Source organism: Ruegeria sp. BB7 (assembly GCF_056539365.1).
In genome coordinates, this window is the sequence record NZ_JBQFUV010000002.1 from 206139 (window position 1) to 221508 (window position 15370).

At 57.5% G+C, this 15370-nt stretch carries 11 protein-coding genes; 8 read left to right on the forward strand and 3 right to left on the reverse strand.

Going from position 1 to position 15370, the window contains the following annotated elements; all coding sequences use genetic code 11:
• Positions 1–152: 152 nt before the first annotated feature.
• A complete protein-coding gene (gene lpdA / locus ACR0D7_RS06110) occupies positions 153–1547 on the forward strand; it encodes a dihydrolipoyl dehydrogenase (RefSeq protein ID WP_480678182.1) in 1395 nt (464 codons plus the stop codon).
• A gap of 140 nt (positions 1548–1687) precedes the next feature.
• Here the strand turns inward: lpdA and ACR0D7_RS06115 are convergent, their stop codons facing one another.
• Complete coding sequence (locus ACR0D7_RS06115) at positions 1688–3073, reverse strand: M20/M25/M40 family metallo-hydrolase (RefSeq protein ID WP_480678183.1); 1386 nt, start codon at positions 3071–3073, stop codon at positions 1688–1690.
• 323 nt (positions 3074–3396) lie between these two features.
• Between ACR0D7_RS06115 and hemA the strand changes: the two genes are divergently transcribed.
• The 4 genes from hemA (at position 3397) to ACR0D7_RS06135 (ending at position 8098) form a co-directional block, all read left to right on the forward strand.
• Positions 3397–4620, forward strand: coding sequence for a 5-aminolevulinate synthase (hemA, locus tag ACR0D7_RS06120; RefSeq protein ID WP_480678184.1), 1224 nt, complete (start codon positions 3397–3399; stop codon positions 4618–4620).
• Positions 4621–4748: 128 nt separating this feature from the next.
• Complete coding sequence (locus ACR0D7_RS06125) at positions 4749–5960, forward strand: helix-turn-helix domain-containing protein (RefSeq protein ID WP_480678185.1); 1212 nt, start codon at positions 4749–4751, stop codon at positions 5958–5960.
• A 71-nt stretch (positions 5961–6031) separates the two neighbouring features.
• Entirely contained in the window at positions 6032–7153 is a 1122-nt protein-coding gene (gene ispG / locus ACR0D7_RS06130; RefSeq protein ID WP_480678186.1) for a flavodoxin-dependent (E)-4-hydroxy-3-methylbut-2-enyl-diphosphate synthase, read from the forward strand.
• Between the two features lie 117 nt (positions 7154–7270).
• Positions 7271–8098, forward strand: a complete 828-nt coding sequence (locus ACR0D7_RS06135; RefSeq protein WP_480678187.1) for a hypothetical protein — start codon at positions 7271–7273, stop codon at positions 8096–8098.
• A gap of 32 nt (positions 8099–8130) precedes the next feature.
• Here the strand turns inward: ACR0D7_RS06135 and ACR0D7_RS06140 are convergent, their stop codons facing one another.
• Together ACR0D7_RS06140 and ACR0D7_RS06145 are read right to left on the reverse strand one after the other, a co-directional pair.
• The gene (locus ACR0D7_RS06140; protein WP_480678188.1) at positions 8131–8889 is read right to left on the reverse strand and encodes a DsbA family protein; all 759 of its coding nucleotides are present in this window, start codon (positions 8887–8889) and stop codon (positions 8131–8133) included.
• Complete coding sequence (locus ACR0D7_RS06145; protein ID WP_480678189.1) at positions 8886–10268, reverse strand: M48 family metalloprotease; 1383 nt, start codon at positions 10266–10268, stop codon at positions 8886–8888. Before ACR0D7_RS06145 ends, ACR0D7_RS06140 begins: the two co-directional genes overlap by 4 nt.
• On the opposite strand from ACR0D7_RS06145, the gene ACR0D7_RS06150 reads away from it, so the two are divergent.
• The 3 genes from ACR0D7_RS06150 (at position 10267) to ACR0D7_RS06160 (ending at position 15299) form a co-directional block, all read left to right on the forward strand.
• The gene (locus tag ACR0D7_RS06150; RefSeq protein ID WP_480678190.1) at positions 10267–11430 is read left to right on the forward strand and encodes a pyridoxal phosphate-dependent aminotransferase; all 1164 of its coding nucleotides are present in this window, start codon (positions 10267–10269) and stop codon (positions 11428–11430) included. The genes ACR0D7_RS06145 and ACR0D7_RS06150 overlap by 2 nt on opposite strands.
• A gap of 66 nt (positions 11431–11496) precedes the next feature.
• A complete protein-coding gene (locus ACR0D7_RS06155) occupies positions 11497–12717 on the forward strand; it encodes an N-acetylmuramoyl-L-alanine amidase (protein ID WP_480678191.1) in 1221 nt (406 codons plus the stop codon).
• Between the two features lie 95 nt (positions 12718–12812).
• Positions 12813–15299: a penicillin-binding protein 1A gene (locus ACR0D7_RS06160; RefSeq protein ID WP_480678192.1), complete on the forward strand. Its 2487-nt coding sequence runs from the start codon at positions 12813–12815 to the stop codon at positions 15297–15299.
• Positions 15300–15370: the final 71 nt, after the last annotated feature.

Consider the following 15370-nt stretch of genomic DNA (forward strand, 5'->3'; position numbering starts at 1 on the left):
GCCTTTGATGTATGCCCGGTATAGGCTTAATTCTGCCTAATTTGCTGTTGTTGACCCGTCGTCGCTTTTGTCGCGGGCTGACCATATTGATGCGTTGTGAAATTTAGTTTAATGGTAAACTAATTTTTACACGACCTGTGCCGAGAGGGAAAATGGCTGCACAATCTTTTGATCTGATCGTAATCGGCGCCGGTCCGGGCGGATATGTGGCTGCTATTCGCGCCGCTCAGCTGGGTCTGAAAACTGCCGTAGTTGAACGCGAGCATCTGGGCGGTATCTGCCTGAATTGGGGGTGTATTCCGACCAAAGCTCTCTTGCGCTCGTCAGAAGTGTTCCACCTGATGGAGCGTGCCAAGGACTTTGGCCTTAAGGCGGACAAGATCGGCTATGATCTGGACGCTGTTGTAAAGCGCTCGCGCGGCGTTGCAGCGCAGCTTTCGGGTGGTATCGGTCACCTGCTGAAGAAAAACAAAGTCACCGTTGTGATGGGAGAGGCCACGATCCCCGCCAAGGGTAAGGTCTCGGTCAAGACGGACAAAGGCACCGAGGAGCTGACGGCCAAGAATATCGTTCTTGCCACGGGCGCACGCGCGCGCGAACTGCCAGGGCTTGAGGCCGATGGCGATCTGGTCTGGACTTACAAGCACGCGCTGCAACCGCCGCGGATGCCCAAGAAGCTCCTGGTCATTGGCTCGGGCGCGATTGGTATCGAATTTGCAAGCTTTTACAACACGCTGGGTGCCGATACGACCGTAGTCGAGGTCATGGACCGCGTGCTGCCGGTCGAAGATGCCGAAATCAGTGCCTTGGCAAAGAAGGCCTTCACGAAGCAGGGCATGACCATCATGGAAAAAGCGATGGTCAAACAGTTGGACCGCGCCAAAGGTAAAGTCACCGCGCATATCGAGGTGAAGGGCAAGGTCGAGAAGCATGACTTTGACACTGTGATCTCGGCGGTTGGCATCGTGGGTAATGTCGAAAACCTGGGGCTTGAAGCCTTGGGCGTCAAAATCGACAGGACCCACGTAGTCACTGATGAATTCTGCCGCACCGGTGTTGAAGGTCTCTATGCCATCGGCGACATCGCCGGCGCGCCGTGGCTGGCCCACAAAGCGAGCCATGAAGGGGTCATGGTCGCCGAACTGATTGCAGGCAAGCACGCGCATCCGGTCAAACCAGAAAGCATCGCGGGCTGCACCTATTGCCAGCCACAGGTGGCCTCGGTCGGGTACTCTGAGGCGAAAGCCAAGGAACTGGGCTATGACATCAAGGTGGGCCGCTTCCCCTTCATTGGCAACGGCAAAGCCATCGCGCTGGGTGAGCCTGAAGGTCTGATCAAGACGGTTTTCGATGCCAAAACAGGCGAGTTGCTGGGCGCGCATATGATCGGCGCCGAGGTGACTGAATTGATTCAGGGCTATGTGGTTGGTCGCCAATTGGAGACAACGGAAGAAGACCTGATGAACACGGTCTTCCCGCATCCAACGCTGTCAGAAATGATGCATGAAAGCGTTTTGGATGCTTATGGTAAAGTCATCCATATGTGATCAGAGCTAGGGTAGGGGGCTCTGCCCCCACCGCCCTTTGGGCGACTCCCCCGGGATATTTATGGCCAGATGAAGCATGGGATCCGTACTTCATCTGGCGGAAAATATCCCGGAGCGCGAGGCAGAGCCTCGCATAAAGCTTATCGGCTCAACGCATCCAGAATGCGGGCCCAAGACCGGATGCCTTTGTGAAAGCTTTTCACGTCGTATTTCTCATTCGGTGAATGGATGGCGTCGTCATCATTGGCAAAACCGACCAGCATCGAATCCAGTCCGAGTTCGGTGATGAAGTAGCCCACAACCGGGATCGAACCGCCCATACCGGTGAAGACAGCCTCGCGCCCCCATTCATCGGAAAGAGCACCGCGTGCAGCCTCGAATTCGGGGCGGTCGAGGTTCATGACCGAAGCCGGAGATCCCTCCAGATCGTTGTCCCATTCGACCTTGGCGTCGGGCGACAGGCGCCGTTCCACATGTTTGCGGATCTTGGTGCGCAGAGCGTCGGGGTCCATATCTCCGACCAGGCGGCAGGTGATCTTGCAGTGGGCTTGTGACGGGATAACCGTTTTCGACCCAGCGCCATTGTAGCCACCCCAAAGGCCGTTGACCTCGATCGTTGGGCGCGCCCATTGCTGTTCCAGCGTCGAATATCCTTTTTCGCCATGGGGTTGCGAGTATCCGACCGAGTTCAAATATTCGGCCTCGTTGAACCCGCAGCCTTCCCATTGGCGTAGCTGATCGGCAGGCACTTCGTGGACACCTTCATAGAAGCCTTCCACCGCGACGCGCCCGGTTTCGTCGTCATAGAACGAGGCGACGATCTTGGACAATTCGCGCAGCGGGTTCAGGCCGGGGCCGCCGTAATGGCCCGAGTGTAGATCGATCCGGGGGCCGGTGACCGTGAATTCATCCTTAAGCATGCCACGCAGCTGCGATGCAATGGACGGCACACCGCGCGACACCATCGAGGTGTCGCAGACCAATGCCAGGTCCGCTTTCAATTCGGCCGCGTTTTCGCGCAGGAATGGCACAAGGGACGGAGAGCCCGATTCCTCTTCGCCTTCGAAGAAAAAGGTGATGCGGCAGGGCAGGGTGCCCTTTACCGCTTTCCACGCCCGGCAGGCTTCGACAAAGGTCATCAGTTGCCCTTTGTCATCCGAAGACCCTCGGCCCCGAATGACCGGGCCGTTCTCGGTGTCTTCGATGGCCGGGTCGAAGGGGTCGCGGTTCCACAAATCCAGAGGGTCGACAGGTTGCACGTCATAGTGTCCGTAGAACAGGACATGAGGTGCGTCGCTATCTTCTCCGACATGGCCGACAACCATCGGGTGGCCGGTTGTTTCACGCTTTTCCGCTGCGATGCCAATGCTTTGCAAATCGGCCACCAGCCAATCGGCGGCCTGATCCACCTGCGCGTTGTAGGCCGGGTCGGTGGAAATCGACGGAATGCGCAGCAGTTCCATCAGGCGGTCGATCGAGGTTTGCAGATCGTCGTCAATACGGTTCAGAACAGCGTCCAGCGACATAGGGTACTCCTGCTTCTTAAGATTTGCCGGAACCCTATCAGCGCCACCAGCGGCGTCCAGTGCGCTTTGAAGGGAATGTGGTATAATATCGGAAACGCTGGCACCGGCCTGCGTCGTTTCCTCGCGTCCGATAGCCGTAACTTTACTTGTCGGAACCAGTGCGACGGGATATTTGATGCAAATCAAATATGTGATCCCAATGTTGTTTATACGTGATGGGCACAAGGGAACGCATCGGCGCTCACTCGGATTCATCCGATGCAGGCGTCAGAACAGGATGTCCGGTCGATGGCGGCATTGGTCGGGCAGGTAAGGAGACACCGGTGGACTATACTGCTCAGCTCGATACAGCGATTGCCAGGCTGCATGATGAAGGACGTTACCGGACCTTCATAGACATCGAACGCCGCAATGGCCATTTCCCGCATGCTGTGCGTACGCGCCCTGACGGGTCGCAGCAGAACATCACGGTGTGGTGTGGCAATGACTATCTGGGCATGGGGCAAAATCCGGTTGTTCTGGATGCGATGCACGATGCCGTAGATGCAACCGGTGCAGGGTCAGGTGGTACGCGTAATATCTCGGGAACCACGGTCTATCACAAAAGGCTTGAGGCTGAACTGGCTGATTTGCATGGCAAAGAGGCCGCGCTGCTGTTCACCAGCGCCTATATTGCGAATGACGCAACATTGAGCACACTGCCCAAGCTGTTCCCCGGTCTGATTATTTATTCCGATGCATTGAATCACGCCTCGATGATCGAAGGTGTTCGTCGCAACGGCGGGGCCAAGCGCATTTTCCGCCACAACGACCTGGACCATCTGCGTGAGTTGCTCGAGGCCGATGATCCGAACGCACCCAAACTGATCGCTTTCGAGTCTGTCTATTCGATGGATGGCGATTTCGGCCCTATCGAAGCGATTTGTGATCTCGCCGACGAGTTCGGTGCTCTGACGTACATCGACGAAGTGCACGCCGTTGGTATGTACGGCCCGCGTGGTGGCGGTGTCACTGAGCGGGACAACCTGGCGCATCGCATCGACATCATCAACGGTACGTTGGCCAAGGCTTACGGTGTGATGGGCGGTTATATCGCGGCCAGCGAGAAAATGTGTGACGCCGTGCGCTCCTACGCGCCGGGGTTCATCTTTACCACGTCATTGCCGCCTGCAGTTGCGGCAGGGGCGGCTGCCTCGGTTGCTTATCTCAAAACGGCACCGGAATTGCGCGAACAGCATCAAACCCAAGCCAAGATTCTCAAGCTTCGGCTGAAAGGGTTGGGGCTGCCTTTAATCGACCATGGCAGCCATATCGTGCCAGTGATCGTTGGCAACCCGGTGCACACCAAGATCCTAAGTGACCGACTGCTGGACGATTTCGGAATTTACGTACAGCCGATCAATTTCCCGACCGTTCCCCGTGGAACTGAGCGCTTGCGCTTTACTCCTTCGCCTGTTCATGGACCCGACGAAATAAACCGTCTGGTGCAGGCGATGGACGAACTTTGGTCACATTGTGCGCTAAATCGCGCCGAACTAGCGGGTTAACCTCACGCCTAAGTGTGCATCGTGTTTGCTATGTGCTAAGCTTAAGCTAACAAAATCAACGGACGAATCGTTAATGGGGCGATTCGCCGTTAGCGTGAAACACGCGCAGGCAGAATGGGGCAGCAGGGATGATTGGGCGCAGATCACAGCGCGATTCCAAGGGCGATACCGACGTTAGACCGAAGGGGTATGACGATTATGAGGTACGTCTTGGCGATATGATGCGCGGTGAACGTGCCACCATGGGCAAGTCACTATTGGATGTGCAGCGCGAGCTGCGGATCAAAGCCAATTACATCGCTGCCATTGAAGATGCCGATCCAGACGCATTCGACACACCCGGTTTCATCGCCGGGTATGTGCGTTCTTACGCCCGCTATCTGGGAATGAACCCGGATGAGACCTTTGTCGCATTCTGCAAGGAAAGCGGGTTTGAGGTCGCACATGGTATGTCCGCCGAAGCTTCGGTCGTGCGGAAACCTTCGGGTGATTTGCCGGCTCGCGGGCCAATGGGCCGTGATCCGTTTATCTCGCCTAACACACCTTACATTCCTGGTAGGCAATCCATCGTCAGCCAGATCGAACCGCGGGCTATTGGATCATCGCTGGTGCTGGTCGCTGTTATCTGTGGCATTGGATATGGCGGCTGGTCGGTGCTGAACAAGATTCAGCAAGTGCAGGTCAGCCCGGTTGAACAGGCGCCGGTGGTTCTGGCTGATCTTGATCCGTTGGATGCGGCGCGCGCAAGTGTCGAAACCGATGTTGCCGTTGCAGATACACCCAGTGCCGAGGCGCTGGACCGCCTGTATCGCCCGCAGGCGTTGGACGTTCCGGTTCTGGTCGCACGCGACGCGCCCATTTCCACACTCGATCCGCGCAAGGTTGGCAGTTTCCTTCCGGAGGAACCGCCAAAGATTGAAGTGGCTGAGGTTCACACTGTTGAGCGCCCGGCTTTGCCGCAAGTGGTCGAGCAGATTGATACAACGCTCAAGATTGTTGCAGTTGATCCTGCTTGGATGCGGGTTACCGCCTCTGATGGCAGTGTGATTTTCGAAGGCACGCTTGGCACGGTCGAGCAGGGCAGTGTGTTTGAGGTTCCTCTGACCGAAGAACCGCCGCTGTTGCGCGCCGGTGCTGCCGGGTCGGTCTTTTTCTCGATGAACGGAGAGCATTTCGGGCCTGTTGGTACGCCAGGGACCGTAGCAAAGGGCGTGGTCCTGTCTAAGGATGCCGTTGCAGAGGCCTATGCTGTTGCCGATCTTGAGGCCGAACAGAACAGCGCGCTCAAACAATTGGTGGCCGAACTTAAGGCGCAGGTTTCCGAAGAACCCGCCGAGTGATCTAGCCATTGCGATGGTCCACTAGCCGGACTATCTAAAGACGCAACTCAGGTTGCCTTGGATCCGTCCTTATGTCGCTCAATCACGTTCGCCCGTGGCGCAATATCTACCGCCGCAAATCTCGTCAGATCATGGTCGGGGATGTTCCCATCGGGGGTGACGCGCCGATAGCGGTGCAGACCATGACCAACACTCTGACGACCGACGTGGCGGCGACCGTGGCGCAGGTACAGGCTGCTGCCGAAGCTGGAGCGGATATCGTGCGCGTTTCGGTCCCGGATGAGGCGTCATCGAAAGCCTTGAAAGAGATCGTCCGCGAAAGCCCGGTGCCGATCGTGGCGGATATCCACTTTCACTACCGCCGCGGGATCGAGGCCGCCGAGGCCAGTGCCGCCTGTCTGCGGATCAATCCGGGCAATATCGGCGATGAGAAGCGTGTGAAAGAGGTCATCAAGGCCGCGCGCGACCACAACTGCTCAATCCGGATTGGGGTGAATGCGGGCAGTCTGGAAAAGCATCTGCTTGAGAAATACGGTGAGCCGTGCCCCGAGGCGATGGTCGAAAGCGGATTGGAGCATATCCGCATTTTGCAGGACAACGATTTCCACGAATTCAAGATCAGCGTGAAGGCCAGTGACGTGTTTCTGTCGGCTGCTGCCTATCAGGGCATTGCCGAGGCCACCGATGCGCCCATACATCTGGGCATTACCGAAGCCGGAGGTCTGGTGTCTGGCACCATCAAATCGGCAATCGGTCTGGGCAACCTGCTGTGGATGGGCATCGGTGACACGATCCGTGTTAGCTTGTCTGCCGACCCTGTAGAAGAGATCAAGGTTGGCTATGAGATTCTGAAATCTCTGGGCCTGCGACATCGCGGCGTGAACATCATCTCGTGCCCGTCCTGTGCCCGGCAGGGGTTTGACGTAATCAAGACGGTCGAAGCACTTGAGCAGCGGTTAGAGCATATCAAAACCCCGATGAGCCTGTCGATCATCGGCTGCGTCGTAAACGGCCCCGGTGAGGCGCTAATGACTGATGTGGGCTTTACCGGCGGTGGCGCTGGGTCAGGCATGGTCTATCTGGCGGGCAAGGCCAGCCACAAAATGTCCAACGATCAGATGGTCGACCATATCGTGGAAGAGGTTGAGAAGAAAGCGGCGGAATTGGACGCTGCCGCTGAGGCAGCTGAATAACGCTGCTGCAAAAGCACCCGGCAGAAACAACTTTTGGCACGGCGCGTTAATCGCGCGCTTGCCAAACTTGCGCCTCAATCTCTCTCCACAACACGTCAAAGTTATTTGGAGATAGGTATGATTTCGCTGAGACGCCGCCTGTATCGTGAGAGGCGCAGATTCATCATCATTGTGTTGCTGACATTCATTGCGGGGCTGATCGCGGGCATGAACGACGATCGGATTCTGTTCGGAATTCCGTTTCAACTCGCATACGGGGCCGCATTTACTCTGATCTTGACGCCCGTGCTGATGGCCATTGCTCTTTTGTTCGCCTCTGTACGAATGGGTATGGAAGCTATTGCGTTCTCGCTGCCGTTCATCGGCGTCCATTTGGCCATACAGCAGGTCGAGACCAGCTTTTCGGAATTTACCTTTCTGGTCTTGTCCGTCATGTTTCTGCAGCTGATATTTTTCGTTTACGCCGGTGGGTGGCTGGACCGGTTTCTTCCGGCCAAGAAACGGGCATTCCATAGTAAAGTTCAAACGCGCCTCAGCCCTGAGGAGTTGTGGCCATTCCTTGTTGTGACACCTGATACGGTTGATACCTACAGAGAGGAAAAAACCGTTTCCATGGAATGGGTTGAGGCAGGTGCGAGCTTTGTTGAAGTGTCGCAGGTCGATGAATTGACGCGGGTGGAAGAACTGCAGACCATTGAGCAACTGGAACCCTGCGCGGCTGTACGGGTGCGCTTTAACGCGTTGAGCGCGAAAGAGGGGGCGAGTGGCTCAAGTGGGGTATATGAACGAACTTTCGTCAAAACCCCACGCGGGGCGCAACTCCAGTCCATGCGCTGCTTTGATCGTATGACGCCTGTGGCCAGCTTTCGAATGTGGTTGGATGACGGGTTCGGTCGGTTCGACGACGAGTATGTACGCCGGGCGGAAAAGCTATCCGGTCTATGAACGGGCGGGGCGGATGGACCGCCCCATTCCAATCACCCCTGTTCAGCACGAACCGCATTGGCGATCTGCAACAACTGCTCGGCGGGCAGGAAGCCGCGCAGCATTTCAGTACCCAGGACAAAGGAAGGCGTGCCCGAAATCCGCAGCTTTTGTGCCAGTTGGCGTGTCTGAGCGATTTCTTCCGTGACTTCATCGCTATCCATCGCCGTGATGATTTTGTCAGTATCCAGCCCCAATCCATCTGAAATCCGGCGCAAAGATATCTCGTTTGGTTCGCCGCTGAATTCCAGCAGCGCGTCATGCACCTGTTTATAAGCGTCATCGCCGGCCACATGCTTGGTCGCGACAGCAAAGCGCGAAGACAGGACCGAGGCATCCCCGAGGATCGGGAATTCCTTGATCACCAGCCGAATGTTGCCATCGGCGGCCAGCAGTTCGGTCACTTCGGGCACCGCACGGCGGCAATAGCCACAGCGGTAATCCATGAATTCAACCAATGTGATGTCGCCATCGGGGTTGCCTCCAACCCAGCTAAAGCCATCATCAAAAATTTCTTCGGCATTGGCAGCGACCAGTTCTTGATCCGCGGCGGCCTCGGCAATGGCGTTACGCTGTTCGAGGACGTTAATTGCCTCGATTATCACTTCGGGATTTTCCAGTAGGTATTCCCGTACCTGCGCGCCAAATTCCGCTTTCTCTGCCTCGCTAAGCGAATTCAGATCCAGCGCATGAGCCGGGCCTGCAATCATGGAAAGCCCCAGAAGGGCGGGTGCTGCATGTCTGAGGATCATTTCCGTTTCCTTTTTGATTTATCAGCTCGTTCCGAGGCAATCAGCACATCCTGCGCCCTTTGCCAACCCGGTGAGCCTTCGGGTAACAGCCTGACGGCTCGTTTTGCATGAATACCAGCATCAGCCAAGCGGCCCTGCAAGGCATATCGTTCTGCCGTCACAACCGAGGCCATGCCGTTGTTGCCTGTTTTCGCATATGCGACACCAAGGTCCTGCAGCAGGCGGACGTTGCGGTAATCTCTAGCCCGAGCTTTTTCAAGCGCTTGCAGGGCGTTCTTCGTCTGACCTTGTGCCAGAAGAGCGCGCCCGTACCCTGCTAGGATCAATGAGTCATTCGGCGCCATTTCAACCGCATTTCCGTACGCAGTTATCGCGTCTTTCACCTGACGGTTCTCTAACAGGATCTGGCCTTTGAGTTCATAATAGAACGGATCGTTCGGGCGGATGGCCAATGCGCCGTCGATCGCTGCGCGTGCATTGGCCAGATCGTGGTTCTGGTGATAGGCTGCAGCCTCGCGCATCAGGCGGACATCCTTTGCGCTTTCCTCTTTGGAGCGCCGCATGGTCCATATAGGCGATCTGAGAAAAGCCGATAGTTTACCTGTTGCCCGAGCAAACCAGTAATCCGCATTCGGGTCGGATTTTGACCAGTCGTCGTATTCGGCCATAAACGCCTCAGCCGCGCGCAGACGCTCGCGGCTGGTGGGATGCGAGCGCATATAGGGATCCTGATTGATGGTGCTCAGCAACTCCTGTCCTGCGAATTTCCGGTGCAATGCGACCATTCCCGAAGGTGAAATCCCGGCCCATCTGAGATAGCTGGCAGCACTGCGGTCGGCCGAGGATTCCTCGGCACGGGTATGGCCCAGAAAACTGCGCAGGGCCGCGCTTTGGGTGCCGGCGGCGATCCCGGCCGCGGCCTCGCCGCCACCTGCAAGCGCCGCGATCAGCGCCAATGCGGTTCCATAGCCTGCGTTGCGGTTAGCCGCCCGCAGGTTTTCCACCCGACGGGCCAGATGGCCGTTGGCGATATGCGCGGCCTCGTGGGCGATGACGGCCTGCAGCATCTCGGGGCTTTCGACTGTCAGGATCAGCCCGTAATTCAAGTAGATCGCGTTGTAGTCGACAACAAAGGCATTGAACGTGCTGTCGTTGACCACAAAAATTCGCACACGATTGGTGTTCAGCCCTGCGGCACGCAGAACGGGAAAGGCGAGTTCGCGCAGCCCGTATTCGATATCAGGATCCCGGATCAGGCTTTGAGCGGTCGCAGGGACAACACTTGTGAACCATGTTACTGCCACCAGCAACAGGGCCGGGATTGACGCCACCCTGGATAAGCGTTCAAAAGCCATGGTTGCAACATGGGAGATGGGCATGAGAAACTCAACCCGATCCGGGGTCGATCCCTTTATCGTGATGGACGTGATGGAGGCCGCACGCCGCGCCGAAGAGGCTGGGCGCCACATTATCCACATGGAGGTTGGCCAGCCCGGTACGGGCGCGCCCAAAGGGGCTGTGCAGGCCCTGGCCAAGGCGATGGAGGAGGCTTCGCTGGGTTATACAGTTGCCTTGGGCCTGCCTCAGCTGAGGCAACGGATCGCACGTCTGTATGGTGAGTGGTATGATGTCGACCTGAATCCTGAACGCGTGGTGATTACCCCCGGATCGTCAGGCGGATTCCTGCTGGCGTTCACGGCGTTGTTCGACAGTGGCGACCGTGTCGGCATCGGCGCGCCGGGCTATCCGTCCTACCGGCAGATTCTGAAAGCCTTGGGTTTGGTGCCAGTCGATTTGCCGACTGCGCCGGAAAACCGCCTGCAGCCCGTGCCAGCAGACTTTGCTAGGTTGGACCTGCAGGGGTTGATGGTTGCATCACCTGCAAACCCGACCGGCACCATGCTGGATCACGTGGCGATGAGTGCGTTGATCGAGGCGGCGCATGGGCAGGGGGCCTCGTTCATCAGCGACGAAATTTACCACGGTCTGGAATACGAGGCCAAAGCAGTTACCGCGCTTGAGTTGACGGATGAGTGCTATGTGATCAACTCATTCTCCAAGTATTTCTCGATGACGGGCTGGCGGGTCGGTTGGATGGTCGTGCCCGAGGATCAGGTGCGCGTCGTCGAACGCATAGCCCAGAACATGTTCATCTGTGCGCCCCATGCCAGCCAATTGGCAGCTTTGGCCGCGATGGATTGCGAAGAAGAGTTACAGGCCAATCTGGACGTTTACCGCCGCAATCGCGCCCTGATGCTGGACGGTCTGCCCAAGGCCGGGTTCACCAATATCGCGCCGCCTGATGGTGCATTCTATGTCTACGCCGATGTTTCTGATCTGACTGATGACAGCCGCGCCTTTGCAGCCGAAATTCTGGACAAGGCCGGGGTGGCCGTCACGCCGGGTTTGGATTTCGACCCTGCCCGCGGACACCACACGCTACGCTTTTCTTACGCGCGGTCCTCGGAGGATATCGAGGAAGGCCTGTTCCGCTTGCAGCGTTTCATGACTGAACGCGGTGCGATCACAACTCCGGCTTAGCCCGTTCACAAAAACACTCAGGTCCGTTAGGTTGTTGGTCAAACGATCTCGGGAAAACTTGAGGCCATGAGCAGGATTCTCTACGCTATCGCGCTGATCTGGGCGCTGACCAGTGCTGCATTCGCGCATGATTTCAGCGCACTTGCACGTGTGTTGCCGGATCAAAGCCGTATCACAGATGACGGCCGCTCCGGCGTGCGGATCGAGCTTGGTCTAAGCCAGGGTGTGCCCTATCGGGTGTTCACGCTGCGCGATCCATATCGCATGGTACTTGATTTCCAAGAAGTCGATTGGACCGGGTTGGAGGCTGACAGTTTCCTGCAAACCGATCGGATCAGCGGTGTGCAATTTGGGGCCTATGTGCCTGGCTGGTCCCGGATGGTGCTAGAGCTTGGCGCGCCCCTGGCCGTGGCAACGTCAGACCTGAGGGTGAATGAGGTTGATGGGACAGCGCGGCTGTCGCTTAGCTTGAGCGGCACAGATTTTGACAGCTTTACCGCCAGCGCAGGCGCGCCCCGACAACCGGGTTGGGATTTGCCGGAACCGGCGGTGACACCTGTTGCGCCGGGGCGAGACGGGACTGGTCCGTTGCTGGTGATGCTGGACCCGGGCCATGGTGGGATTGATCCGGGTGCCGAGGCCGGAGGGACGGATGAGAAAACCCTGATGCTGACTTTCGCCCGCGAACTGCGCGAGGCGCTGCTGCGCGCGGGTGGTTATCAGGTGGTGATGACACGGGTGGACGACCATTTCGTCAGCCTCGAACGCCGGATTGCGCTTGCCCATCAGGCGGGGGCGGACGTGTTCATCTCGCTGCATGCGGATATTTTATCCGAGGGCCGGGCACATGGTGCGGCGGTCTATACGCTATCTGATGACGCCTCGGACGTGGCCAGCCACAAGCTGGCCGAGCGACACGACAGGGGCGATCTGATCTCGGGCGTTGACCTAAGCGGTGCGGATGATCAGGTGGCCGACGTTCTGCTGGACATTGCGCGGCAGGAAACCAAGCCCCGCACCAATGCTCTGGCGCGGTCGATTGCTGATGGCATGACGCAGCAGGGTGGGCCTATGAACAACCGTCCAATCCGCATGGCATCTTTTTCAGTTCTAAAAGCAGCGGATATTCCGTCGGTTTTGATTGAGCTTGGCTTCTTGTCCAGTTCCAGAGACTTGAAAAACATCAAAAATCCTGAGTGGCGTAAGGGTATGGCACGCGGCATTCTGAACGGGCTGGAGAAATGGCGGCAGGAAGATCTGGTCAAACGGTCCCTGATTGGGCAGTGACCCTGCGGCACAAACCGGCTAATATTGGCCATCGTGTTTTGACCCTGCGCCGGTGCACCACTATATAGGCGGCAGCGCGAATAAAAGGCAGTAACGTGATCCGTTTCATTCTTTCGTTTTTCGGGGCGATCTTCAGCCTCGTTACCTTGGGTATTTTCATGACTGCGCTGGTGATCGGTGCAGTCTTTTGGATGTACGGGCGCGACTTGCCCAGCCATGAATCGCTGGCGCAATACAAGCCGCCGACGATTAGCCGGATTTATTCCGGTAAGGGGCATTTGATCGACGAATTCGCCCAAGAGCGACGCTTGTTCACGCCGTCCGAAGAAATTCCCGATCTGGTTAAGCAGGCGTTTATCTCGGCTGAAGACAAGAACTTTTACACCCATCAGGGCTATGATCCGCGCGGTATCATTGCCGCTGGGGTCGAGGCGGTGAAGTCCAAGGGTGAAAACGTGCGTGGTGCATCCACGATCACCCAGCAGGTAATGAAAAATTTCTTGCTGTCCGGCGACCGTCGCGCGGAACGTAAGATCAAAGAGATCATTCTAGCCACCCGGCTTGAGGATACGTTGGACAAGGAACAGATCCTCGAACTTTACATGAACGAGATCTTCCTGGGTCAGAACTCTTATGGCGTGACCGCTGCGGCGCAGACCTATTTTAATAAGACGCTTCAAGAACTGGAGCCGCACGAAGCCGCCACTTTGGCAGCGATGCCCAAGGCACCGTCAGACTATCACCCGGTTCGCCAAAAAGATCGCCTGCTGGCGCGCCGCAATTACGTGCTGCGCGAGATGCAGCAGAACGGCTATATCGACCAAGCCACTTACGAGGCCGAGGTCAACATGCCGTTGCGCTCGGTCCAGAATGGCGATTTCGAAAGCTTCCGCACCGCACTGCCCCCACGTGACTATTTCACCGATGAAATCCGCCGCCAACTGAGCGAGGATTTTGGCGAGGGTGAGTTCTTTACCGGCGGCTTTACCGTGCGCGCCTCGGTCGATGAGGAAATGCAGGTTGAAGCGGCTAGGGCGCTGCGTACGGCTTTGCAGAAATACGATCGTTCACGCGGTAAGTGGCGCGGCACAGGTGAGGTGATTCCCGAAGAAAAACTGGCAGATGAATCCCAGTGGCGCGAAGCGCTGGCGATCATGGAAATCCCCCGCGATGTGGTGCTGCCGACGCAGTGGTATCCGGCCGTGGTCCTGAATGTGGCGGATCAATCCCTCACCGTCGGCATCGAAGATGGCCCCGCCGACGGCATAGTGCCGCGTTCGGACATCAAATGGATGCAGGGCAATTTCCAAGACAATTTCAAACGCGGCGATGTCATTCTGGTCATGGCCGGGGAAGAGGGCCAATGGTCCGCCCGTCAGGTGCCCGAAGTGCAGGGCGGCTTTGTCGCGATGGACGTGAACTCGGGCCGTGTTCTGGCGATGCAGGGCGGGTTCTCGTATCAGGATTCGGTCTTCAACCGCGCCACGCAGGCGCAGCGCCAACCGGGGTCGAGCTTTAAGCCGTTCGTCTACGCCGCCGCGCTGGACAGTGGTTATAGCCCGGCCACCATCGTTGTGGACGCCCCGATTGAGGTGAACACGCCCCAAGGGCTGTGGCGTCCCAAAAACTCGTCGAACAAATTTTACGGCCCAACGCCTCTGCGTACCGGAATCGAGCAATCGCGGAACCTAATGACGATCCGTCTGGCGCAAGAGGTCACAATGCCAGTTGTCGCGGGATATGCAGAGCACTTCGGCGTCTATGACCGGATGGGGGCCTTCCTGGCGAACTCGTTGGGGTCCGAGGAAACGACGCTTTACAAGATGGTAACCGCCTATGCGATGTTCGCCAACGGTGGAGAACGGCTTGAGCCAACTCTGGTCGACCGTATTCAGGACCGCTTTGGAAAGACGATCTATCGCCACGACGATCGGCAGTGTCTGGATTGTAACTCGGCCTGGCTGGAGCCGGACGAATCCCCGACCATCGAAACCAACCGCTCGCAGGTTATGGACGCGATCACCGCGTATCAGTTGACTTCAATGATGAAAGGCGTTGTGGATCGGGGTACGGCCTCGGCCCATGTGAACCTGCCGGTACCAACAGCGGGCAAGACCGGTACGACCAACGAATCCAAGGACGCGTGGTTCATCGGCTTTACCTCGAATATCGTGGCGGGTTGCTATATTGGTTATGACCGCCCGCGTCCGATGGGACGGGGGGCGTATGGCGGCACCATGTGTGGCCCAGTGTTCCAGAGCTTCATGGAAAAAGCCGTCGAGAAATACGGCGGCGGTCCATTCGAAGTGCCCGAGGGAGGCCACTTTATCAAGATCGACCGCTTTAGCGGCGCGCGCCTTCCTGCGGATGCGACCGGCGACTATGTCGTGGCCGAATACTTCCGCGATGGCGTCGATGGCTTTATCGACCGCGTCTATGATGGCGGCTTTGCGATGGGGTCCGACCTGCCGCTGTTCGAAGAGGCCAGTTCGGGCCGTCAGGTGACGACGTCGACCGGCGACACCATCACCGTAGGCCCCAATGCCAGCCAGGGTGATCTGCAGGGCGGCGGCCTTTACTGACAACTGATATGTTTCGGGGCTTCGCTGTCTTGTGGTGCCCCGAACCTCTTGCTATCACGCAGGCCTGATTG